This window comes from Kribbella sp. CA-294648 (assembly GCF_050943845.1).
Lineage (GTDB): Bacteria > Actinomycetota > Actinomycetes > Propionibacteriales > Kribbellaceae > Kribbella.
This window is the reverse complement of the sequence record NZ_CP191981.1, coordinates 6,490,352-6,514,063: the sequence shown is the minus strand read 5'-3', so window position 1 is coordinate 6,514,063 and position 23,712 is coordinate 6,490,352. Positions and strand designations below refer to the sequence as shown.

The 23,712-nt window shown below is 68.3% G+C and carries 19 protein-coding genes; 14 read left to right on the top strand and 5 right to left on the bottom strand.

Annotated features, from left to right (window positions below; translation table 11 throughout):
• Together ACQPYM_RS30705 and ACQPYM_RS30700 are read left to right on the top strand one after the other, a co-directional pair.
• A complete protein-coding gene (locus tag ACQPYM_RS30705) occupies positions 1 to 2,280 on the top strand; it encodes a hypothetical protein (protein ID WP_433007490.1) in 2,280 nt (759 codons plus the stop codon).
• A gap of 203 nt (positions 2,281 to 2,483) precedes the next feature.
• A complete protein-coding gene (locus ACQPYM_RS30700; protein ID WP_433007488.1) occupies positions 2,484 to 8,273 on the top strand; it encodes an Ig-like domain-containing protein in 5,790 nt (1,929 codons plus the stop codon).
• On the opposite strand, the gene ACQPYM_RS30695 is transcribed toward ACQPYM_RS30700, so the two are convergent.
• Entirely contained in the window at positions 8,270 to 8,788 is a 519-nt protein-coding gene (locus ACQPYM_RS30695; protein WP_433007486.1) for a GNAT family N-acetyltransferase, read from the bottom strand. The genes ACQPYM_RS30700 and ACQPYM_RS30695 overlap by 4 nt on opposite strands.
• A 100-nt stretch (positions 8,789 to 8,888) precedes the next feature.
• On the opposite strand from ACQPYM_RS30695, the gene ACQPYM_RS30690 reads away from it, so the two are divergent.
• Complete coding sequence (locus ACQPYM_RS30690) at positions 8,889 to 9,746, top strand: alpha/beta fold hydrolase (RefSeq protein ID WP_433007484.1); 858 nt, start codon at positions 8,889 to 8,891, stop codon at positions 9,744 to 9,746.
• A gap of 26 nt (positions 9,747 to 9,772) precedes the next feature.
• Positions 9,773 to 10,306 carry a chloramphenicol phosphotransferase CPT gene (cpt, locus tag ACQPYM_RS30685; RefSeq protein ID WP_433007482.1) on the top strand — a complete coding sequence of 178 codons (534 nt, stop codon included), beginning with the start codon at positions 9,773 to 9,775 and terminating at the stop codon, positions 10,304 to 10,306.
• 106 nt (positions 10,307 to 10,412) lie between these two features.
• On the opposite strand, the gene ACQPYM_RS30680 is transcribed toward cpt, so the two are convergent.
• The 3 genes from ACQPYM_RS30680 to ACQPYM_RS30670 form a co-directional block, all read right to left on the bottom strand.
• Complete coding sequence (locus tag ACQPYM_RS30680; protein ID WP_433007480.1) at positions 10,413 to 11,312, bottom strand: RNA polymerase sigma-70 factor; 900 nt, start codon at positions 11,310 to 11,312, stop codon at positions 10,413 to 10,415.
• A 98-nt stretch (positions 11,313 to 11,410) separates the two neighbouring features.
• Positions 11,411 to 11,716: a hypothetical protein gene (locus tag ACQPYM_RS30675; protein WP_433007479.1), complete on the bottom strand. Its 306-nt coding sequence runs from the start codon at positions 11,714 to 11,716 to the stop codon at positions 11,411 to 11,413.
• Positions 11,717 to 11,730: 14 nt separating this feature from the next.
• Positions 11,731 to 12,105 (bottom strand): hypothetical protein, encoded by a 375-nt coding sequence (locus tag ACQPYM_RS30670; protein WP_433007477.1) that lies wholly within the window; start codon positions 12,103 to 12,105, stop codon positions 11,731 to 11,733.
• 95 nt (positions 12,106 to 12,200) lie between these two features.
• Between ACQPYM_RS30670 and argC the strand changes: the two genes are divergently transcribed.
• From argC to ACQPYM_RS30630, 8 genes are all read left to right on the top strand, one after another.
• Positions 12,201 to 13,232, top strand: a complete 1,032-nt coding sequence (argC, locus tag ACQPYM_RS30665) for an N-acetyl-gamma-glutamyl-phosphate reductase (protein ID WP_433007475.1) — start codon at positions 12,201 to 12,203, stop codon at positions 13,230 to 13,232.
• Positions 13,229 to 14,431 carry a bifunctional glutamate N-acetyltransferase/amino-acid acetyltransferase ArgJ gene (gene argJ, locus ACQPYM_RS30660; protein WP_433007473.1) on the top strand — a complete coding sequence of 401 codons (1,203 nt, stop codon included), beginning with the start codon at positions 13,229 to 13,231 and terminating at the stop codon, positions 14,429 to 14,431. Before argC ends, argJ begins: the two co-directional genes overlap by 4 nt.
• Positions 14,428 to 15,312 carry an acetylglutamate kinase gene (gene argB / locus ACQPYM_RS30655; protein WP_433007471.1) on the top strand — a complete coding sequence of 295 codons (885 nt, stop codon included), beginning with the start codon at positions 14,428 to 14,430 and terminating at the stop codon, positions 15,310 to 15,312. The genes argJ and argB overlap by 4 nt, the downstream gene beginning before the upstream one ends.
• Positions 15,309 to 16,514: an acetylornithine transaminase gene (locus ACQPYM_RS30650; protein WP_433007469.1), complete on the top strand. Its 1,206-nt coding sequence runs from the start codon at positions 15,309 to 15,311 to the stop codon at positions 16,512 to 16,514. Before argB ends, ACQPYM_RS30650 begins: the two co-directional genes overlap by 4 nt.
• Positions 16,511 to 17,443 (top strand): ornithine carbamoyltransferase, encoded by a 933-nt coding sequence (gene argF, locus ACQPYM_RS30645; protein ID WP_433007467.1) that lies wholly within the window; start codon positions 16,511 to 16,513, stop codon positions 17,441 to 17,443. Before ACQPYM_RS30650 ends, argF begins: the two co-directional genes overlap by 4 nt.
• A gap of 76 nt (positions 17,444 to 17,519) precedes the next feature.
• Positions 17,520 to 18,032, top strand: a complete 513-nt coding sequence (locus tag ACQPYM_RS30640; RefSeq protein ID WP_433007465.1) for an arginine repressor — start codon at positions 17,520 to 17,522, stop codon at positions 18,030 to 18,032.
• Between the two features lie 39 nt (positions 18,033 to 18,071).
• Positions 18,072 to 19,487: an argininosuccinate lyase gene (argH, locus tag ACQPYM_RS30635; RefSeq protein WP_433007463.1), complete on the top strand. Its 1,416-nt coding sequence runs from the start codon at positions 18,072 to 18,074 to the stop codon at positions 19,485 to 19,487.
• Positions 19,488 to 20,096, top strand: a complete 609-nt coding sequence (locus ACQPYM_RS30630) for a DNA-3-methyladenine glycosylase (protein WP_433007461.1) — start codon at positions 19,488 to 19,490, stop codon at positions 20,094 to 20,096. It abuts the gene before it with no gap.
• Positions 20,097 to 20,162: 66 nt separating this feature from the next.
• Here the strand turns inward: ACQPYM_RS30630 and ACQPYM_RS30625 are convergent, their stop codons facing one another.
• Positions 20,163 to 21,122, bottom strand: coding sequence for an LLM class flavin-dependent oxidoreductase (locus ACQPYM_RS30625; RefSeq protein WP_433007460.1), 960 nt, complete (start codon positions 21,120 to 21,122; stop codon positions 20,163 to 20,165).
• A gap of 75 nt (positions 21,123 to 21,197) precedes the next feature.
• On the opposite strand from ACQPYM_RS30625, the gene ACQPYM_RS30620 reads away from it, so the two are divergent.
• Positions 21,198 to 22,235 (top strand): App1 family protein, encoded by a 1,038-nt coding sequence (locus ACQPYM_RS30620; protein ID WP_433007458.1) that lies wholly within the window; start codon positions 21,198 to 21,200, stop codon positions 22,233 to 22,235.
• Between the two features lie 70 nt (positions 22,236 to 22,305).
• Positions 22,306 to 23,610: a tyrosine--tRNA ligase gene (tyrS, locus tag ACQPYM_RS30615; RefSeq protein WP_433007456.1), complete on the top strand. Its 1,305-nt coding sequence runs from the start codon at positions 22,306 to 22,308 to the stop codon at positions 23,608 to 23,610.
• Positions 23,611 to 23,712: the final 102 nt, after the last annotated feature.

Genomic DNA, 23,712 nt, shown 5'->3' with positions numbered 1-23,712 from the left:
ATGACACGTTCCCTGCCACGGCTTCTGCCGTGGTTGCTTCCGTACGCCGTCACGGTCATAGCGCTGATCTCCCTCGACGTCCCGGTCGTCCCGATCGCGAAGTACACCCTGTACTTCGCGTTGGCGGTCGCGTTGCCGGGCATCCTGATTCTGCGCGCCCTGTGGCGGAGTACCGGGAACTGGGCGGAGGACTTCGGGCTCGGGTCGGCCGTCGGAGCGACGTACCAGCTGGCGGGGTGGGCGATCTTCACGGCGCTCGGGTGGCAACGAGTGTTGGTGATCTGGCCGGCGCTGGTGATCGTTGCCTTCGCAGCGCTGCCGCGACTGAGGAAGTACTGGCGAATCCGGGAGCCGAAGCCACTGCCGTTGCTGTGGACCTGGGGGATGGTGATCGCCTCGGCCGTCCTGCTCGGCGGGACAGTGCTCGGCGCGATGAAGTACCACCCGGCGCCACCGGACGGCACGTCCTACTACCAGGACTTGCTGTATCACTTGTCGATGCTGAGTGAGCTGACTCGCTCGGTGCCGCCGGAGTTGCCGCAGGTGTCGGGGGAGTCGCTGGAGTATCACTGGTTCGCGAATGCCGACATGGCCGCGGCCGTGGACATCACCGGGCTCTCACCGATCACCGTGCTGTTCCGGTTGTGGTTGCTGCCGCAGTTGCTGGTTGCGCTGCTGGTCTGCGCGACGCTGGCCAGGACGGTCAGCCGTGCGTGGTGGACCGGCGTACTGGCTGCTGCGGCGTTGGCCGGGCCGCAGCTGTTCCTCTTCATCGACACGGCGGTGAACCTGTCGCCGCCACTCAGCCTGCTCAGCCCGTCGCAGACCTTTGGCATGGTCGCCGGTACTACGGCCGCTGTGTTCTTGATTCAGCTCTTGTTCAAAGGGGATGTTGGGAAGGGGTTGTGGGTCCTCGCGTTTACCGTCGCGGTCGTGGGTGGTGGGTCGAAGCCGACGATTCTGCCGATCCTGGTCGGGGCGGTCGGCCTGCCGGCGCTCTTCCTGTTGATCCGCGACCGGCGGTTGCCTGTGCGGTTCGTTGCGGCGGGTTCGCTGCTGGTGGCTGCTGCCGTCGGCACGATGGTCACGGTGGCGGGCAGTACGAGCGGGTCGGGGTTGCAGTTGCTTGCGGTCGTCAAGACGCAGGGTGGGTATGCGTCGGCGACGAAGGACAAGACGCTGGTTGGCGAAGGCGGGGCGATCCTGCCGGCGCTGACGTCGGGGCAGGTGTTGTCCATCGGTGCCGTTCTGGTGCTCACCCTCATGCTGTTGACCGGTCAGCTGTTGGCGGTCGTGGGTTATGGGCTGGTTGGTCGGCGGGAGTTGCGGCGTGAACCTGTGGGGTGGTTCCTGCTCGGCGCGCTGATCGCGGGCTGGGCAGGCTTCCTGGTCGTCGACCACCCCTCGGTCAGCGAGGCGTACTTCGTCCACAGCGCAGTCCCCTTCAGCCTCGCCGCCGCAGGCTGGCTAGCCGCCACCATCACCAGAACGTACCCGGCTGCGGGTAGGCGTGGTGTTCTGGTTGGGATCGCGGCCGCCGCGGTGGTGCTTGGTGGGGTGTTTGCGTTGGTGTTGCTGACCGCCGATGCCATTCCGGCTGGATCGCAGGTGCGGCGGATTGCGTTGGTGGCTCGGCCGTTGATTGTTGTTGTGGCGGTGGGTGCGGGGCTCATGTTTGTCTGGTTGTTGTTGATTAAGCGAGTGCCGCGGCTGGCTGGGCTTGGTGGGCTGCTGGTGCTGCTGACGATGCTGGTGGTGCCATCGGCAAGGACTTTCGAGCAGAACTTGCATCTCAACGGCGGTAAGCAGGCGCAGACCTTCACGTCCGCGACGTGGTGGGTGTACCCGGACGAGGAAGCCGCGGCGCTCTGGCTCGCGAAGAACTCCGACCCGGAAGACGTTGTCGTCAGCAACACCTGGTGCCGCCCGGCCGGAAAACAAGGCCCGGGCTGCGACGCTCGTGGCTACATCGTCAGCGGGATCGCCGGCCGCCGGACCTTCCTCGAAGGCTGGGGCTACACCTCGCAGGCGATGGTCAACCACGGCGTCGGCGGCCTGCGCTACAACCACCAGCCGTCGCCCTGGCCGGATCGCGTCGAGCTGACCAACCAGGCGATCTACGACCCGACCCCCGAAGTACTGCGGCAGTTGCGCGAGCAGTACCAGGTCCGCTGGCTGTACGCCGATCTGTTCGGTGGACCGGTGTCGCCGGAACTCGACAAGCTCGCGGTACTGCGACACAGCTGGCAACGGGTCAAGATCTACGAACTCACGGGCTGATCCCGCGTAACATCGGGCTGGCGTAGAGCGTTACCTCTACGCTGGCCCGCTCGCCCCGAGGCCGACGCATGCGGAAACGTGAGTGCTCGGGAGGGCGTGGGATGACGGGGACCAACGCCAGAAAAAGTTTTGTCCCGGGCTCGAGCTCTGGCGGGCGGAGGCTGCTGTCGGGGATGGCTGCTCTTGGTCTCCTTGCGACCGCTGTGACTGTCACTGCCGCGGACCCGGCCGGCGCCTATCAGGTGCCCACGGCACCCTTTGCCCAGGGCAACTCGGCGACCGCGACGATGCCCGGCTCCGGTCTCATCCAGACGATCACCGTCACCGGCCAGACCGAGTTGCTCGACGCAACGACCGCAGGAGTCCGGGGCAGTACCGCGAAGACCTACGACCCGGCGATCGCCCGCACCACCCCGGCACAGGACATCCTCGTCAACACCGGCAGCTGCGCGGCGATCGGCACCTGCGGCAACCGCGGCACCCTGACGATCACCTTCTCGCAACCCGTCCGCGACCCGATCCTGCACCTGGCCGGCCTCGGCGGCGCCGCCACACAGACCGTGAACGGCCGCACCAACGCCCAGTCCGAGCTGCACTCGGTCCTCAGGCTCACCACCGCCGGACTCAGCCTGACAAAGGTGGGCCAGGGCAACAACCTGGCCGTCGGCAGCGACAAGATCACGGCGATCAATCCCGACGCGGGCCCGAACTGCATCAACACCGACACCGGCGAAGGCCCCGACTCGGCCGCCACCGCGGCCTGCGGGTCGGTCAAGGTCAACGGCGTCGCCCGGTCGATCAGCTTCGACCTCACCGCCGTCTTCACCAAGAACGCGACCGTTCCCGCCTTCAACGCCAAGTCCTCCGGCGACGCGTTCTCGATCGTCGCGTCCGTCGGCGAGGACTTCGGCGACGCACCCACGTCGTACGGCGCCGCCTGGTCGCTGCTCAGCGATCTCCGGCTGGGCGACGACATCACCGAGGACAACGCGACGGTTGCCAACGGCACCACGGGTCCGGTGACGCAGGACCGCGCGGACGACGCGGTCGCCTTCAAGCCACTCGCGACCACAGCCAAGAGCTACTCGACGACCGTCGCGCTGACCGGTGCGAGTAAATCCGGTCGCGTCTGCGGCTGGATCGACCTGGACAAGAGCGGGACCTTCCAGCCGGGGGAGCGCGTGTGCACCACGTTCTCCGCCGGCCAGAGTGCCGCGACGCTGACCTGGCCGACCCTGCCGAAACTGACCGCCGGTACGACGTACGCGCGGCTGCGGGCCGGGTACACGATCGCCCAGGTGGAGAAGGCCACTGGTGCCGCGGACGGTGGTGAGGTCGAGGACCACCCGATCGTGATCGCCCCGCCGCCTCCGCCGGTCGCGGTCGACGACACCGCGACCACGCCGTACAACACCGGCCTGACGACCGATGTGCTGGGCAACGACAAGCCCGGCGATCCGGCCAGTCCGCTGCGACCGGGTTCGCTGTGCTTGCTCTCCGGCGAGCGGTGCGTGGAGATGGTCAACGTGGTGGCCGAGGGCAAGTACGTCGCGAAGTCGGATGGCAAGGTCGACTTCGAGCCGGTGCCCGGGTTCGTCGGCCAGGGCAAACCGGTCAGCTACCGCATCGCCGACACCAACGGCACGACCGCGACCGCGAAGCTGACGATCATCGTCGCGCTGCCCGCCAAGCCGGTCGCCTCCGCCGACACGGCGATCACCCAGCAGAACGTGAGCATCGCACTCACCCCACTCGCCAACGACCGCGCGGCACCCGGCGTGACCTTGGTCGCGGATTCCGTCGTACTGCGTGACCCGGCGGACGCCGGCAAGAACGGCGCGGCCTTCAAGAAGAAGGTGGTCGTCCCGGGCGAGGGAACGTATGCGGTGAAGCCCAACGGCACGGTCGACTTCATGCCGCTGCCGCAGTTCACCGGCGTCGCGACCTCGCTGGGATACCGCGTCACCGACAGCACCCGCCAGGTCGCCGAGTCGACTCTCGCGGTCACCGTCACGCCGGTCACGCCCATGGCGGCGGGCGACTCGGTCACCACACCGTTCGACACCAACGTCCTGATCCCGGTCCTGGACAACGACCTGCCCGGTACGCCGGAAGCCCCGTTGAACCCACTGACCCTCAAGCTGGTCGATCCGGTCAGCGGCAAGCTGGTCGACGAGGTGACGGTGGCGCGACAAGGCACCTATGTCGTTGCTGACGGCAAGGTGACCTTCCAGCCGGCCCACGGCTTCCAGGGCGTCACCACTCCGCTGACCTATCAGGTGCTCGACAAGAACGGCACCCCGGCGCGGGCCCAGCTGACCGTGTCGGTCGACGCGCCCGGTCCGCCGGTGGCCAACCCGGACCAGGCGACCCTGCTGCAAGGTGGCTCGCTGTTCATCCCGGTGCTCGACAACGACCAGCCCGGACCGACGGGCTCGGCGATCGTCCCGGGCACGCTCCGGCTGATCCCACCGACCTCGGCCGGCGGCAAACCCTCGAACAGTGTGGTCGTTGCCGGGCAAGGCAAGTACACGGTGAAGCCCGACGGCCGCGTGCTGTTCGAGGCGGTCCCGGCCTTCAGCGGCAAGGCGACCGCGATCGGCTATCAAGTGGCCGACGGCAACGGCGCGCTCGGCCAGTCGACCCTGACCCTCGAGATCGCCAAGGTGCAGCCGGACGCGACGGACGACACCGCCAGGACGGCGTACGACCAGAACGTGACCGTGGACGTGCTCGCCAACGACAGTGCGGGCAACCCCGCGGTGCCGCTGGTGCCGAGCAGCGTCAAGCTGATCGACCCGAAGACGCACCAGCCGATGACGAAGGTCACGGTGGACGGGGAGGCGACCTTCACGGTGGTGGCGGACGGCGAGGTGCAGGTCGACCCGCTGCCGACGTACACCGGAGTCGTGACACCACTGGCCTACACCGTCTCGGACGTGAACGGCACGATCGCGACCGCCACCCTGACCGTCACGATCGCCAAACCGCCGCCGCCGAGCGCGAAGCCGGACACCGCGACCACCAAGCAGGATGAGCCACTCACCCTCGATCCGCTGGTCAACGACGAGTCCGGGCGGGGCACCGGGCTCGACCCGGTGAGCGTCGTCCTGATCGATCCCGCGGACGGTTCGCTGAAGAAGGCCGTCACGATCACCGGCCAGGGCACCTACCACGTGAACCCGGACGGCACGATCAGCTTCGATCCGCTGCCGGCCTTCACCGGGCCGGCGACCAGGCTGACCTATCGCGTCTCCGACTGGTTCGACCAGGACACCCGCTCGACCATCACGATCACCGTGACACCGATCGTGCCCAAGGCCGAGGACGACACCGCCACCTCGCCGTACGGCGTGACCGCGACGGTCAAGGTGCTCGCCAACGACAAGCCAGGCGATCTGAGCGCACCGCTCGTCATCGACAGCCTGCTACTCAAGGACCCGGCCGACGGGCTGTACAAGCCCGCGGGCACCATCAAGGACGAGGGCGTCTACACCGCACGGACCGGCGTTGTCGTGTTCGCCCCGGTGACCGGTTTCAGCGGGCCGGGGACGGCGCTGACCTATCAGGTTGCCGACGACAACGGAACGACCACGACCGCCACGGTGTGGATCACCGTCGGGTTGCCGCCGGTCGCGCAGGCCGACAACGCCTCGACGCTGCAGAACGTCACAGTCACCGTGAACGTGCTGTCCAACGACAGCCCTGGCACCGGCGCGAAGCTCGACCCGGCGTCGGTGGTCATCGCGGCCCAGGACGTACCCGCGACCAAGGCCTTCGGGAAGACGGTGACGGTCGCCGGGCAAGGTACCTACACCGTGCAGAAGAGCGGCGCGATCGAGTTCGACCCCTTGCCTGCTTTCCACGGCCGCGGCAAGGCGATCCAGTACAAGGTGACCGACTCGCAGCACAACACCGCCTCGTCGACGCTCGGCATCGAGGTCACCGGGGTGCAGCCGTTCACCGTCGACGACTCGGCGATCACACCGTTCAACCAGCCGATCACGCTGAACGTGCTGACCAACGACAAACCCGGCGATCCGAGTGCCCCGCTCGTGCCGGCGAGTCTGCTGCTGCAGGATCCGGCGCATCCGGCGAAGTACCTGACGACGGTCACCCAGCCGGGCGAAGGCACCTACACGGCCAAGCCGGACGGCTCGGTCACGTTCGTGCCGGTGAAGGACTACCAGGGCATGACCACGCCGGCGACGTACCGGATCAGCGACACCAACGGGACGCCGGCCGACGGCCTGCTCTTCCTGACGGTCGGCAAGGGACCGCAAGCCAAGCCCGACACCAGTACGACGAAACAGAACGTCAACGCGGTGGTGGAGCCGCTCGTCAACGATGAGCCCGGCACACACGCGGAACTGGAGAAGACGTCGGTCAAGCTCTACGACGGCAAGGCCTGGGTGAAGACAGCGACCGTCACGGGGCAGGGCACCTACAAGGTCGATGGGGTGACGGGCAAGGTCACCTTCGACCCGGTACCGACCTTCAGCGGGCCGACTTCGATCGCGTACCAGGTGACGGACACGGCCAGGAACACGGCGACCTCGACCGTCACCGTGACGGTGAACCCGATCGTGCCGGACGCGGCGAACGACACGGCATCGACCGCCTTCGACACCCCGATCACTGTGCCGGTGCTGATCAACGACAAGCCTGGCGATGCGACGGCACCGCTCGACCCGGCCAGTGTCCGGCTGGTCGACTTCGCGACCGGCGACCCGGTGATGAGCCTGCGGGTCGAAGGGCAAGGCACCTACACCGTCCAGCCCGACGGCGGGATCCGGCTGCTGCCGTGGGGCGGCTGGACGGGCCGAACGACGCCGGTGGCCTACCAGGTCAGTGATGCCAACGGAAGCACCGGTACTGCGAAGCTCGTGGTGACCGTCGGCACCAAGCCGGTGGCGCTTCCCGATCTGGCCGAGACCAAGCAGCACGTCGCGGTCACCTTTGATCCGCTCGCCAACGACAAGCCCGGCGCCGGCGCGAAACTCGACCCGGACACGCTGCTCCTGGTGGATGCCGCGGGCAACTTGGTCGACCGGGTGGCAGTCGGGGCCCAGGGCCACTATGCGGTTGCTGGGGGCAAGATCACCTTCACGCCGGTGACCGGGTTCGTGGGCAGCACGCGACCGACGGCGTACGAGGTGAAAGACAGCAATCGGAACGCGGCCCGCTCGACCGTGTCGGTGACCGTGCTGCCGGTCCGGCCCGTTGCGGCGGACGACAGCGCGAGTACGCAGTACGGGAAGGCCGTGACCGTTGCGGTGCTCGGCAACGACAAGCCCGGCGACCCGTCCGCGCCGCTGGTCCCGACGTCGGTCGTGCTGCGCGACCCGGCGGACGGGACCGACAAGACCACGGTGACCATCCCGGCCGAGGGCAGCTTTGCCGCCCGGCCGGACGGCACCGTCGAATACGCCCCGGTGAAGGGCTTCATCGGTACCACCAGATCGCTCACCTACCGGGTGACCGATGCGAACGGGACGTCGGACACGGCTCGCCTGGAGATCACCGTCGGTGCTCCCAGCGGGGCGAAGGCCATCCCCGACAGCGGTACCGGCAGCCTGGGCAACCCGGTGGTCATCAACCCACTCCTGAACGACGCCGCAACCCGGGGCGCGGCCTGGGACCCGGGCAGTCTCTGCCTGGTCACCGGGCCGGCCACTTGTGGGAAGCGGGTGGTCGTACCGGCCGTCGGTGTCTGGACGGCCGGTGCCGACGGGACGATCCGGCTCGTTCCGGAGCGGGGCTTCACCGGTACGGCGAAACAGCCGTACCGGGTCGCTGACACGAACGGCGTGACAGTGGACTCGCAGGTGAAGGTGACCATCGGGGCCCAGCCGGCGTCCCGGACAATTGCCCGTGGGACCGCGCTACCTGATACCGGAGGACCACCTGCCATGCTTCTCACCCTGGCCGGACTGCTGGTTGCCCTGGGCATCACGCTGTTGCGGGTAGCCCGCCGAAGCCGCAAGCCTTAGAGGTCCGTCACCAGCATGAGCTCGTCGCGATAGTCGTCAGCGGCGACCCGTACTGCGCGCGGATGGCGGCCGACCACCCGATAGCCGAGCTTGCCGTAGAACTCCTCCAGGCTGTTCCCGTCGCGGACGGTGAGCTGCAACTGCTCCAGCCCGAGCTCGACCGCTGACTGGCGCAGTCCGTCCATCAGCAACCGACCGGCGCCGCCACCCTGGTACTTCGGATGCACCATCACGCGCAGCACCGTGCGCCAGTGGATGTTCAGAGCGCTGCCCCGATCGACCAGCAGCCCCATGCCGACGTACCGCTCGCCGTTGTGCAGGACGCCGAGCAGGTCCTTGCCGGCGGCAACTCGGTCGAGGGCGAGATCGAGGGTCTCGGCAACCAGTTGCACCGGGGCGGGCGGGGTGAAGCCGACACTGCCGCCCGCGTCGGTGGCGGCGACCCAGGTGTCCAGTAGGTCGGCCCGCAATCCGGGATCCGAGACAGCGTCGGGCTCGATGACGACGTACTCCACGGCGACCTCCCAGATGCGACTGATTTGCAGATAGCAGTCTACGGCCGTTAGCTCCGGAGCCGTTCGGGTACGTCGATGAGGTCTGCAGAAAGGAGTCGCGATGCCGACCGTCGCCCACCGGACCGTCGAGGTCGACGGAGTGAAGATCTTCTACCGCGAGGCGGGGCCGCCGGATGCCCCGGTGCTGTTGCTGCCGCACGGCTACCCGTCATCGTCCTTCCAGTACCGCGGCCTGATGCCCGCGCTGGCCGACCAGTGGCGGCTGATCGCGCCGGACTTCCCGGGCTTCGGTTACAGCGAAGCGCCGGCGGATTTCGAGTACAGCTTCGGTGGCTATGCGGAGTTGCTCGACAAGTTTCTCAACGTCCTTGGAGTGCGGCGGTTCGTCCTTTACCTGTTCGACTACGGGTCGCAGGTCGGGTTCCAGTTGGCGATGAAGGATCCGTCGCGGATCGCCGGCCTGGTGATCCAGAACGGCGATGCTTATGAGGAGACGCTCGGGCCGAAGTACGGGCCGTTGCGGGAGTACTGGGAGTCGCCGACACCGGAGCGCCGGGTCGAGCTGGCCAAGGCGGTGAGCGCGGAGGGGTTGCGCGAGGAGGTTCTCGGCGAGGTGCCGCCGCAGACCGCCGAGAAGATCAGCCCGGATCTGTGGCAGCTGTCCTGGCCGTTGATGGAGCCGAACCGGGACATCATGGTCGGCTTCTTCCTGGAGATTCTGTCGAGCGTGCGGCTGTACCCGCAGTACCAGGCCTATCTGCGAGAGCACCAGCCGCCGACGCTGATCGTGTGGGGTCCGCAGGACGGCTACATGCCGGCGGAATCGGCGCGGGCTTATCTGAAGGACCTGCCGAAGGCCGAGCTGCATCTGCTCGAGGATGGCGGGCACTGGTTGCTGGAGAGCCACCTGGATGAGGTGGTCGAGTTGATCCGGCCGTTCCTCAGTCGGGTGGCTTGAGCGGGACGGCTGGCAGAATCGGCGCGGTGGCTACTCAGGTGATCGTGCTCAACGGCGGTTCGAGTTCCGGCAAGACGGGGATCGCGCGCTGTCTGAAGGCGGTGCTTCCGCAACCGTGGATCAGTCTCGGCGTGGACGACCTCGTCGACGCGCTGCCGCCGGGCCTGCTGGACCAGGAGTCCGGGATCGCGTTCGGCGAGCACGGTGAGGTCGAGGTCGGCGCGGGCTTCCGCGAGATCGAGGCCGCCTGGATGGCCGGTGTCGCGGCGATGGCGCGGGCCGGGGCGCGGATCATCTTCGACGACGTCTTCCTGAGTGGCGCCGGTTCGCAGGAGCGGACGCGGGCGCAGTTGGCCGGGCTCGAGGTGCTGTGGGTGGGCGTGCGTTGTGCACCGGAGATCGCGGCCGGGCGGGAGATCGCCCGTGGCGACCGGGTCGGTGGGATGGCGGCGTCGCAGGCGACGGCCGTGCACGAAGGCGTCGCCTACGACCTCGAGGTCGACACCGCCACCACCGAGTCCATCGACTGCGCCCGCACGATCGCCGCCCACGTCACCTGAAACGCGCAGTTTGTGCACCAGCTGAGTAGATCTCGCCAGCCAGAACGCTCAGGTGGTGCACAAGGTCTCGGCACCTGCGGTGCCCCGGACGTTCTGGGGTGGACTGTCAGAGTTGGCTGAGGCGGGGGATCTTGGTGAGTTTGTCGGGGTTGCGGACGACGTAGATCTGGTGGATCCGGCCGGTGTCGTCGAGTTCCATGAAGCCGACGCTGTCGACCTCGTCGCCGGCGTAGAAGACGACGGCGCTCTCGCCGTTGAGTTCGGTCAGCCTGACCTCGAAGTTGTACGCCTCCTGGCCCGGAGCAACCAGCGCCAGCAACCAGCGGGCAACCTTGTCGGCCCCCAGCAACGGCCTGAGCGCGGCCTTCTTCTTGCCGCCACCGTCACTGACCAGCTCGACGTCCGGCGCCAGCAGCGAGACCACCTGCGTGAGGTCGCCCGACCACGCGGCCGTGAGGAACTGGCTGGTCACCTCACTGTGCCGCGCCTTGTCGACGCTGTGCCTCGGCTGCCGGGCGTGTACGTGCTCGCGGGCGCGGTGAGCCAACTGCCGCACGGCGGCCTCCGACCGACCGAGAGTCGTCGCAATCTCCGCGAACGGCAGGTCGAACACCTCCCGCAGTACGAAGGCAGCGCGTTCCAGCGGCGACAGAGTCTCCAGTACGACGAGCATCGCCATCGATACCGAGTCGGCCATCTCGGCCACGGCAGCTGGGTCGTCCTCGGTCCGAGTGGAGAGGATCGGCTCGGGCAGCCACGGTCCGACGTACTGCTCGCGTCTGGCCTTCTGCTGCCGCAACCGGTTGAGCGCGAGCCGCGTGGTGATCCGGACCAGGTACGCCCGGACGTCGCGGACCTCCTCGCGATCAGCGGCCGACCACCGCAACCACGTCTCCTGGACGACGTCCTCCGCGTCGACCACACTGCCGACCACCCGGTACGCCGCCCCGACCAGTACTGCGCGATGCTCGGCGAACTCGGCAGCCAGCTCATCCTCAGACGTCACGCTGTGATTCTCCCAGTAGCCGATCCGTGCCATCGCGAGCCTCCTTCGTGTCACCCCTCCGGACACGCGGCGCCCCCTGCTTTGTGACGTGACGCCGGTCACGACGATTGCAGGTAGTAGACGCCGAAGAGCAGCAGGAGCGTCAGCGCGGTGGCCCCGAAGAAGGCGAGGAGGCCGGTGGATATGCCCCGACTGTCCTTGCTGGCCGCTCGGGCGACGGCGATTCCGCCGACGACGAGTTGCCCGGCCACGAGCGGCGCGACGACCAGGTATCCCCAGCCGACCGCGAAGTCCCAGTCGCTCCAGCAGTAGTCGTCGCACCCGGCCGGCTCCTGCCTCGACCGCGTCAGCAGCACCACGAAGTACGCGACCACCTCGATCGCCACGCAGCTGATCAACGTCACCGCACTGCGTGACCTCACAGCTGCGTCACCGCCAGCAACCCGAGGACCAGTGCGGTCAGGGCGAAGGTGATGAAGAAAGCGGTTCTGCCGGCGGCGAATGGCGTCATCCGGCGGCGGTGGTAGACCCTGGTCAGCAGGAGACCGACGATCAGCTGACCCACCAGCGCCGCGAGGCCGAACATCATGCCGAGCAGGATCAGCAGCTCCCGGTCGCTGAAGCAGAGCCCGCTGCAGTTCGGGCGAGTTTCGTCGGACGCCGCGAAGACCAGCGCCGCGTAGATGACCAGCTCGGCGCCGATCCAGGCGAGAAACACCAGGAAACCGCGCGAGGACCGGCGGACTTCGGCATGCTGGAGGTCGTGCCCGCTGGCCGGCCGGTAGGTGTCCATGGTCCGATCATGGAGGGTTGCCGGGTCCGCCGCCTGAGTGGATCTACTGATCTTCCGGGTTGGATATTCATGCGTTGTCTGACATACTCATTCACATGAGTTTGAAGGTCGCGGTGGCTGGAGCCAGTGGATATGCCGGGGGAGAGCTGCTTCGGCTGCTGTCGATGCATCCGGAAGTCGAGATCGGAGCGCTCACGGCGGGCGGCAGCGCCGGTACGACGCTGGGCGTCCACCATCCACACCTCCTGCCTCTGGCCGGGCGCACGTTGCTCGAGACCTCCGCCGAGACGCTGGCGGGTCACGACGTCGTGTTCCTGGCCCTGCCGCACGGGCAGTCCGCCGGAATCGCCGAGCAACTCGGCGAGGACGTCACCGTGATCGACTGCGGCGCGGACTTCCGGCTGGCCGAGGCGGAGGCGTGGGTGGAGTTCTACGGCGGCAAGCACGCCGGTCAGTGGCCCTACGGGCTGCCCGAGCTGCCCGGTCAACGGGAGAAGCTGCGCGGCACCAACCGGGTCGCAGTACCGGGGTGTTATCCGACTGTGTCGACCCTTGCCCTGCTCCCCGCAGTACAGGCTGGTCTTGTCGACCCGGGCCAGCTGGTGGTGGTCGCGGTGAGCGGGACGTCGGGAGCGGGCAAGGGGCCCAAGACGCATCTGATGGGTGCTGAGGTGATGGGCTCGGCAACGGCGTACGGGGTCGGTGGCGTGCATCGGCACACTCCGGAGATCGAGCAGAACCTCTCCGCGGTGACCGACCTGGGCGTTTCGGTGTCGTTCACGCCGGTGCTGGCGCCGATGGCGCGCGGCATCCTGGCAACGTGCAGTGCGCCCGTGACTGAGGGCACCACGGCTGACCAGCTGCGGGAGGCCTACGCAGCGGCGTACCAGGACGAGCCGTTCGTGCACCTGCTGCCGGAAGGGCAGTGGCCGCAGACGCAGGCGACGCTCGGTGCCAACACCGTCCAGCTGCAGGTCACGCTGGACCAGCGGATCGGCCGCGCTGTGATCGTGGCCGCGATGGACAACCTCACCAAAGGCACTGCCGGCGCCGCCGTGCAGTGCATGAACCTGGCCGCCGGTCTCGACGAGACGCTGGCCCTTCCCCTGGTAGGAGTAGCACCGTGACCGTCGCTGTCACCCCGCACCCCCAAGTCGATCGGAGCGCCGGAGTCACCGCGCCGGCCGGCTTCCGTGCGGCCGGGGTGATCGCCGGGATCAAACCGGCCGGCAAACCGGACCTCACTGTGGTCGTCAACGACGGCCCGTACCACCTCGCGGCGGGCGTCTTCACCACGAACAAGGTGAAGGCCGCTCCCGTGCTCTGGTCGCAGCAGGTGCTGACCACGGGCAAGCTGAAGGCGGTCGTCCTCAACTCGGGCGGCGCCAACGCGTGCACCGGACCTGAAGGCTTTCAGGACACCCACAAGACCGCGGAAGAGCTGGCCGCGATTCTCGGCGTCGGTGCGATCGAGGTTGGAGTCTGCTCGACCGGCCTGATCGGTGAGCGGCTGCCGATGGACAAGCTCCTGCCGGGGCTCAAGGCCGCGGTCGATGCTCTCGGCAACGCCGCTGAGCACGGCCTCGCCGCCGCGACCGCGGTGATGACGACGGACAACGTGCCGAAGCAGGCGGTCTTCAAGCACCCCGACGGTTGGAGCATCGGCGGCTTCGCCAAGGGCTCCGGCATGTGCGCGCCGAACATGGCGACGATGCTCTCCGTCATCACCACCGACGCGATCGTCGACCAGCCACACCTCGACCATGTACTACGGAACGCGGTCGGCAAGACCTTCAACCGGCTCGACGTCGATGGCGGTACGTCGACCAACGACACCGTGTTGCTGCTCAGCTCGGGCGCATCGGGTGTCGCAGTACCGGTTGACGAGTTCGAGGCCGCGCTCACCGCGCTGGCCGCGGATCTGGTCAAGCAGCTTCAGGCGGATGCCGAAGGCGTCACCAAGCACGTGAGCATCACGGTCCAGGGTGCGGCCACCGAGGCCGAGGCGGTCGCGGCCGCGAAGGTCGTTGCCGAGGACAACCTCTGCAAAACCGCCTTCTTCGCCTCCGACCCGAACTGGGGCCGGATCGCGATGGCGGTGGGCAACGCCCCGACCGCGTTCGACCCTTCGCTACTCGACATCACCCTCAACGGCGCCGCGATCTGCGTTGCCGGCGGCAAGGGCGTCGACCGCTCCGAGGCCGATCTGAGCGGTCTCGAGATCGACGTCGTCATCGACCTGCACGCCGGGTCCGCGTCGGCGACCGTGCTGACCACCGATCTGTCGCACGCCTACGTCGAAGAGAACTCGGCTTACTCCTCATGACCATTACGACGCAGGCCAGTGCGGTCGAGAAGGCCGCTGTGCTGACCGAGGCGCTGCCTTGGCTGAAGGAGTTCCACGGGAAGACGATCGTCGTCAAGTACGGCGGTAACGCGATGGTGGACGACGAGCTGAAGCAGGCCTTCGCCTCCGACATCGTGTTCTTGCGGCATTGTGGCGTCCGGGTCGTGGTCGTGCACGGTGGCGGGCCGCAGATCAGCGACATGTTGCAGCGGCTCGGGATCGACAGCGAGTTCCGCGGCGGTCTGCGGGTGACGACGCCCGAGGCGATGGACGTGGTCGGCATGGTCCTGGTGGGCAAGGTCGGTCGCGAACTCGTCGGACTGCTGAACGCGCACGGTCCGTTCGCCGTCGGCATGTCCGGTGAGGACGCCGGGCTGTTCACCGCGGAACGCCGCGGCGCGATGATCGACGGCGAGTCGGTCGACATCGGGCTGGTCGGTGACGTCGTCGACGTCCGGCCGGAAGCCGTCATCGACCTGATCGACGCCGGCCGGATCCCGGTCGTCTCGACGATCGCCCCGGACGAGGACGGGCAGGCGCACAACGTGAACGCCGACACCGCCGCGTCCGCGCTGGCGGTCGCCCTCGGCGCGGAGAAGCTCGTCGTCCTGACCGACGTCGCCGGGCTGTACCGCAACTGGCCGGACAGCGAGGAGATCATCACCCAGATCGACGCCGCCGAACTGGCCGAGCTGCTCCCGTCGCTCGCCTCCGGCATGGTGCCGAAGATGGAAGCCTGCCTCCGCGCAGTCCAGTCCGGCGTCTCCCGCGCAACCGTCATCGACGGCCGCGTCCCGCACTCACTGCTGCTAGAAATCTTCACTGACGCCGGAAGCGGAACCCAGGTGATCCCCTCATGACCGAATTGCTGACCGTCGATGGCACGCAGAGCGCGCTCGTCGAGCGGTACTCGCAGTCGTTGATGAACACCTTCGGGGCGCCCAAGCGGGTGCTGGTTCGGGGCGAGGGCGCTTACCTCTGGGATGCCGACGGCAAGAAGTATCTCGACCTGCTCGGTGGCCTCGCGGTGAACTGTCTCGGGCACGCGCATCCATTCGTGGTGTCGGCCGTCACCAGCCAGCTTGCGACGCTGGGGCACGTCTCGAACTTCTTCGCCTCCGCGCCGCAGATCGCGCTGGCCGAGAAGCTGCTGTCCCTCTTCGATGCTCCTGGCAAGGTCTTCTTCACGAACTCGGGGACCGAGGCCAACGAGGCCGCGTTCAAGATCACCCGCAAGACCGGCCGGACCAAGATCGTCTCCACCGTCGGCGCCTTCCACGGCCGCTCGATGGGCGCGCTCGCGATCACCTGGAAACCGGCGTACCGGGAGCAGTTCGCGCCGCTGCCCGGCGATGTCACCTTCGTCCCGTACGGCGATGCGCCCGCGCTGGCCGCCGCGGTCGACGACGAGACGGCGGCTGTGGTGCTCGAACCGATCCAGGGCGAGAACGGCGTCGTCGTACCGCCGGACGGCTACCTCGCAGAGGCTCGCCGGATCACCTCGGAGCATGGCGCGCTGCTGTGGATCGACGAGATCCAGACCGGCGTCGGGCGGACGGGCGACTGGTTCGCCTTCCAGGCCGCGGGGATCCAGCCCGACCTGGTCACCTTGGCCAAGGGCCTCGGCGCGGGCATCCCGATCGGCGCCTGCCTCGGCTTCGGCCCGGCAGCCGACCTGCTGCAGCCGGGCAACCACGGTACGACGTTCGGCGGCAACCCGGTCGCGGCGATCGCGGGTCTGGCCGTGCTGACCGTGATCGAGCGGGACGGCCTGCTCGCGAATGTGGATGCCATCGGCAACCACCTCGCCGCGAGCATCGAGGCGCTCGGCCACCCGTTGATCGCGGGCGTCCGTGGTCGCGGCCTGCTGCTCGCGATCCAGCTCACCCAGCCGGTGTCGGACCAGGTCGCCGCGCTGGCACTGGAAGCGGGCTTCATCGTCAACAACCCGCTCCCCGACGCGTTGCGACTGGCGCCGCCGTACATCCTCAGCAAAGCTGACGCCGACAGCTTCGTCGCCGCACTACCCGCGCTGCTAGACCAGGTGGAGGCCGCCCCGTGACCCGACACTTCCTGCGCGACGACGACCTGAGCCCGGTAGAGCAGGACGAGGTGCTGACGCTGGCTCAGCAGTTGACCATCGATCGGTACGGGCACAAGCCGCTGAGTGGCCCGCAGACCGTGGCGGTGCTCTTCGACAAGGCTTCGACGCGGACGCGGATCTCGTTCGCTGTCGGGATCGCCGAGCTCGGCGGGGTTCCGTTGATCATCGACGCGCAGAGCTCGCAGCTCGGCCGGGGTGAACCGATCGCCGACACCGCTCGGGTGCTCGACCGTCAGGTCGGCGCGATCGTCTGGCGGACGTCGGGCCAGACGCGGATCGAGGAGATGGCCGCCGCGTCGCGCGTGCCGGTGATCAACGCGCTGACCGACGAGTTCCACCCGTGCCAGATCCTCGCGGACCTGCTCACCGTCCGGCAGCACAAGGGCCGCACGGCAGGGCTCAAACTCGTCTACCTGGGCGACGGCGCCAACAACATGGCGAACTCGTACCTGCTCGGTGGCGTGACAGCCGGCATGCATGTGGTCATCGCGTCACCGGCGGAGTACCAGCCTGATGCCGCAGTACTGGCCAAGGCCGTGGAGATTGCCGCGGCCACGGGTGGTTCGGCAGCGTGGACCGCTGATCCGCTGGAGGCTGTCACGGGTGCCGATGTGCTGGCCACCGACACCTGGGTTTCGATGGGGCAGGAGGCCGAGGCCGCGCTGCGGGAGGCGCCTTTCGTACCCTATGCCGTGACCGAGCAGCTGGTGGCGAAGGCGAACGGCGACGCGATCGTGCTGCACTGCTTGCCGGCGTACCGGGGCAAGGAGATCGAGGCCGCCGTGCTCGACGGTCCGCAGTCGGTCGTCTGGGACGAGGCCGAGAACCGGCTGCACGCGCAGAAGGCATTGCTGTCGTGGCTATTGGCGAGGAACTTCAGCTCATGAGCGAGCGGAGCGAGCTCATCATCAAATACAGCGTGTGTCGTGTCTCATCCGCGCCCGGAGCGAAGCGAGGACGTGGATGAGCACTGCGGTACCGACTACCAAGACGGCGCGCCAGCAGCGCATCGTCGACCTGCTCGGGCGTCAGCCGGTCCGCTCCCAGACCGAGCTGGCCGATCTGCTCGCCGACGCCGGGCTCGTCGTCGGCCAGGCCACCTTGTCGCGTGACCTGGTGGAGATCGGCGCGGTCAAGGTCCGCGACTCGTCCGGCCAGCTGGTGTACGCGGTACCGGGTGAAGGCGGTGACCGTACGCCGCGGGCCGGTGAGGCGGCCGCCTTCGAGGCGCGACTCGGCCGGGTCGCGTCGGAGTTGCTCGTCTCGGCGGAGGGCAGCGCCAACCTGGTGATCCTGCGAACCCCGCCGGGTGCGGCCCAGTACTTCGCGTCGGCGATCGACCACGTGGGACTGGACGACGTACTCGGCACCATCGCCGGCGACGACACCGTCATGGTCGTCTCCCGGGACCCCTCCGGCGGCGAGGCCCTGGCCACCCGCTTCCTCAACCTGGCCGCCCGCAGCGAGGCCAAGTAGTTCTTACTGCTGAACTAAAGCTTTTTGAAAGGACTTGTTGTGAGCTCTGGTGAAAGCGCTGCCCTGTGGGGGAGCCGGTTTGCGGGTGGGCCGGCCGATGCGCTGGCGGCGTTGAGCAAGTCGACACATTTCGACTGGCGACTGGCGCCGTACGACATCGCCGGGTCGAAGGCGCACGCGAAGGTGCTGCACCGCGCGGGGCTGCTGACCGACGACGACCTCACCAAGATGCTCGCCGGGCTCGACGAGCTGCTGGCGGACGTGCTCTCCGGTGCGTTTGTGGCCGCTGAGAGCGACGAGGACGTGCACACGGCTCTCGAGCACGGGCTGGTGCAGCGGCTTGGTGCCGAGCTGGGTGGACGGCTGCGGGCCGGGCGGTCGCGGAACGACCAGATCGCCACGCTGTTCAAGAGCTTCCTGCGCGACCACGGCCGGATCATCAGCGCGCTGGTGCTCGACCAGGTGAACACCATCGCCGAGCAGGCCGAGAAGCATCTCGGCGTCGCGATGCCGGGCCGGACGCATCTGCAGCACGCGCAGCCGGTGTTGTTGTCGCATCACCTGATGGCGCACGCGTGGCCGCTGATCCGCGATCTCGATCGGCTGGCCGAGTGGGACGCGCGCGTCGCGGCCGATTCGCCGTACGGGTCGGGGGCGCTGGCCGGCTCCTCGCTCGGGCTGGATCCGCAGTTCGTGGCGGTCGAGCTGGGCTTCACGAACTCGTCGGCGAACTCGATCGACGGGACCGCCGCGCGGGACTTCGTGGCGGAGTTCGCCTTCATCACCGCGCAGATCGGCGTCGACCTGTCCCGGCAGGCCGAAGAGGTGATCATCTGGGCGACGAAGGAGTTCGGCTTCGTCCAGCTCGACGACGGGTACTCGACCGGGTCGAGCATCATGCCGCAGAAGAAGAATCCGGACATCGCCGAGCTCGCCCGCGGCAAGGCCGGCCGGCTGATCGGCAACCTGACCGGGCTGCTCGCCACGCTGAAGGCGCAGCCGCTCGCCTACAACCGGGACCTGCAGGAGGACAAGGAGCCGGTCTTCGACTCCGTGGACACCCTTGAGGTGCTGCTGCCCGCGTTCACCGGGATGATCCGCACCCTGGTCTTCAACACCGAGCGGCTGGAGGAGCTGGCACCGCAGGGCTTCTCGCTGGCGACTGACGTCGCCGAGTGGCTGGTGCGCCAGAAGGTGCCCTTCCGGGTGGCGCACGAGGTGGCCGGCGCGTGCGTGCAGGAGTGCGAGAAGCGCGGCATCGAGCTGTGGGACCTGTCTGACGAGGACCTCGCCGCGATCTCGCCATCCCTGACGCCTGAGGTCCGGACGGTGCTGAGCGTCGAAGGCTCAGTAGCCTCCCGCAACGGTCGCGGCGGTACCGCAGGCGAACGTGTGGCCGAGCAGTTGGCCGAGTTGCGCGGTCGTGCCGCTGCCCACGCGGAGCGCCTCGCCTAGATGCCCGTACGACGTACGCTGCTGGCCGGGCCGGTGCTGGAAGTGGCGCCCAAGTTGCTGGGGATGGTGTTGCGGCGGTCGACGCCGGAAGGGGTGGTTGCCGTACGTCTCACGGAAGTCGAGGCGTACGACGGGCCGAACGATCCGGGGTCGCACGCCTACCGGGGGCAGACTCCGCGCAATGCGGTGATGTTCGGCCCGCCCGGGCATCTCTACGTGTACTTCACCTACGGCATGCACTTCTGCATGAACATCAGCGCCGGCCCGGCCGGCCAACCGTCGGCCATCCTGCTGCGCGCCGGCGAGATCATCGAGGGCGTGGAACTGGCCCGCTCACGTCGCGCCAATGCTGTTGCCGATCGCGATCTTGCCCGTGGGCCCGCGCGGATGTGTGTTGCGCTCGGCATCGGACGGGAAGACGACGGGGTTGATCTGCTGGCGGCCGGGTCTCCCATTCAGCTGCTGTCCGGATCACGCTTCGACGGCGAACCCGCGACGGGTCCGCGCGTCGGCCTGCGGGAGGCGGCTGAGTGGGACTGGCGGTTCTGGATTCCGGGCGACCCGACGGTTTCGCCGTACCGGCCGCATGTGCCCAAGAAGCGTCGCTAGCCCGCACGGGGAGTGCGGGCCGGCGACGCAACGCAGTACGGGCTAGGGGAGCGGGCGTAGTACCGGCTAGCGGTTGGCCAGTTCGAGGACGTAGTCGAGCTGGGGGAGGCCGTGCTCGACCTCGGGGTCCGGGAACAGGCCGATGTGGTGTGCACCGGCTGCCTCCAGTGCCTCGATGTGGGCCGCGGCGTCGTCGAGCGTGCCGATCGGACCGATCTCCTGCCACCAGTCCTGCGGCATCTCGACGAGGCCCTCTGCGCCCTTGTCGGCGTGCAGCTTGACCAGGTCGTCGTAGAACGGCATCGGGCGCAGACCTGGGTGCTGCTGCTCGATCCGCTCCGCCAGCCACGGCGCTGTCCACTCGTACGCCGTCTTGCGGTCGCCCCGCACGCAGAACGCACTGAAGACAGCGACGACGAACCCCTCCGGTGAACCAGCCTGCTCGATCGACGCCCGGACATAAGACGGGCTGGCCGGCTCCGCGAGCACAACGCCACCCCCGACCCTCCCGGCAAGCGCCATCGACTTCGGCCCCTGGACACCGAGCAGGATCGGCGGCGGCTCGACCGGCGGCGCATCCAGCTGCACCTCGTCCAGTACGACGTAGTCGCCCTTCATCGTCACCTTCTCGCCGGCCAGCAGGCGGGTGACGGCTGTGGTCACCTCCTCGAGCGCAGTGAGCGGCGACTTCGGCCGGACACCCATCTGGCCCATCCACGCTTGGACACCGTGCCCGATGCCCGGCAGGAACCGGCCCGGTGCCAGCGCGTCGAGAGTGGCGAACTCCATCGCGGTCATGGCCGCAGTACGGGCGACAGCGGGCGCGATGCCGAGCCCGCAGGTGAGCCGCTCGGTGACGGCCAAGGCAGCCGACACCAGGGACGGGCCTGCGGTGTAGAAGCAGTCTTCGATCAGCCAGAGCTCGTCGGCGCCACCTGCGTCGAGCCGGCGGGCCACGTCTGTCACCAGGGCGGCGGGGAAGGTCCGGGGGAAGCACATTCCGAGGGCTGCGGAGGTCCGAGTCATATCGAGACTGTAAAGGTCGCCGGGGACAGTCCTCCCGGTGCGAGTACAGGCCCTGTGGACGGGTAGGTTTCCGACATGGCCCGTCCGCACTACTCCTCCCGGCTGGAGGACTGGTTCAACGTCGGTGTCGGGGTTCTCCTGCGTCGCCGCGGCTGGCGGGAACGGATCATCCCGCACGTCGGCTACGGCACCCGGGAGTTCACCCGGGTGCTGGCTCGCGTCGTACTGAGCCGCGACCCCCGCAACCAGCCCCGATACGACGAAGACCAGGTGGTGCGTGGCTGGCGGGTGTTTGTCACCGCGCCCGCGACCGGGGTGAAGGTGGCCGTCACTGTCTCCGGCGAGACCTTCGAGGCGACTACTGACCGCGGCGGCTTCGTGGACCTGACCGTGCCGGTGGCGCTGCCTCCTGGGTGGCACGAGATCAGCCTGGGTGTGCACGGCGAGCGGCAGGCGCGCGGGAAGGTGTACGTACCCGACCCGGACGCAGGCTTCGGTCTGGTCAGCGACATCGACGACACGGTGATGCTGACGATGCTGCCGCGACCACTGATCGCCGCCTGGAACACCTTCGTCCGTGACGAGCAAGCCCGCAGGGTCGTGCCGGGCATGGCGGAGATGTACGCCGAACTGCTGGCCGACCACCCGGGTGCGCCGATCTTCTACCTGTCGACCGGCGCCTGGAACACGGCACCCACGCTGACCAGGTTCCTGGCGCGGCACGGCTACCCGGCCGGCCCGATGCTGATGACGGACTGGGGGCCGACCAACACGGGCTGGTTCCGCAGCGGACGCGAGCACAAGAGCACTGCGCTGCGGCGGCTGGCAGTGGAGTTCCCAGAGGTCAAGTGGGTGCTGGTGGGGGACGACGGCCAGCACGACCCGCAGCTGTACGGCGACTTCGCCCAGACGCACCCGGATCACGTGCGAGCGATCGCCATCCGCCAGCTGACCCCTGCCGAGCAGGTGCTGTCCCACGGTCTGCCAGTGCCGAACCAGGACCCAGGGGCTCACGATCCGCATCGCCCGACGGCCGCAACCGTGCACGGGCCAGACGGACACGCGCTGGTCGCGCAACTGCGCGCAGTACTGTCGCGGCCTGAAGCCGGCTGACCCGGCGCCCGCGAGCCGGGGCTGGTACAGGACACTTGTCGTGATCTGACGTGACTCGAGGAGAGACCAAGTGACCGACAGCGGGACCGCAAGCCGCACCCAGGTGCTCGACGACCTGGAGAGCCGTGGCCTGATCGCGCACTCCACCGACCCGGACGCGCTCCGTGCGTCGATGGCCGCCGGACCGATCACCTCGTACGTCGGGTTCGACCCGACCGCCCCGAGTCTGCACATGGGCAACCTGTTGCAGCTGCTGACGTTGCGGCGGCTCCAGCTGGCCGGCCACAACCCGATCGGCCTGGTCGGCGGCGCCACCGGCTTGATCGGTGACCCCAAGGAGTCGGCCGAGCGGGTGCTGAACCCCAAGGACGTCGTCGAGCAGTGGGTCGAGAGGGTCCGCGGCCAGGTGGAGCGGTTCGTCGACTTCGACGCGTCGCTGCCGAACCCGGCGCGGATCGTCAACAACTACGACTGGACCAAGGACCTCAACACGCTCGACTTCCTCCGGGACATCGGCAAGCACTTCCCGGTGAACCGCATGCTCGGCCGGGAAGTGGTGAAGGCCCGCCTGGAGCAGGGGATCAGCTACACGGAGTTCAGCTACGTGCTGCTGCAGTCGCTGGACTACCTGGAGCTGTACCGGCGCCACGGGTGCACCTTGCAGACCGGCGGTAGCGACCAGTGGGGGAACCTGACCGCTGGAGTCGAGCTGATCCGCCGCTCGGACGCTGGGAAGGCCCATGCGCTGGCGACGCCGCTGGTCACGAAGGCGGACGGGACCAAGTTCGGCAAGACCGAGTCGGGGACCGTGTGGCTGGACCGGGAGCTGACTTCGCCGTACGCGTTCTACCAGTTCTGGTTCAACACCGATGACCGCGACGTGATGCAGCTGGTGCGGTTCTACACGTTCCGGACGGCTGAGGAGATCGCTGCGCTCGAGGAGGCGACCGCTGAGCGGCCGCACGCCCGGGAGGCGCAGCGACTGCTGGCGGAGGACGTGACCACGCTGGTGCACGGCGCCGAGGAGACCGAGCAGGTGAAGCTCGCGGCCAAGGCGCTGTTCGGCCAGTCGGAGCTTCAGGCCTTGCAGGGAACAACTTTGGTGGCCGCGCTGCGGGAGGCGCCGCACTACGAGCTCAAGCCGGACGAGCAGATGCCGACCATCACGGACCTGCTGGTGCTCTCGGAGCTGGTGGCGAGCAAGTCCGCTGCCCGGCGCACGATCGCCGAAGGTGGCGCCTACCTGAACAACGAGAAGGTGAGCGACCCGGAGTACGTCCCGAGCAGCGAGGACCTGCTGCCCGGAGGAGCGCTGGTACTGCGGCGCGGGAAGCGTTCGTTCGCAGGGGTTCTCGTCACGCCGGCCGGTGGTTGAGTCGTCCCACCCGCCGCCTGAGCCCTCGCACAGAGCCGGCGCCGGAGGCAAATTACAGGGCTGTGACTCTGGCCTCCGGCAATGGATTTGACGGTCACCTGC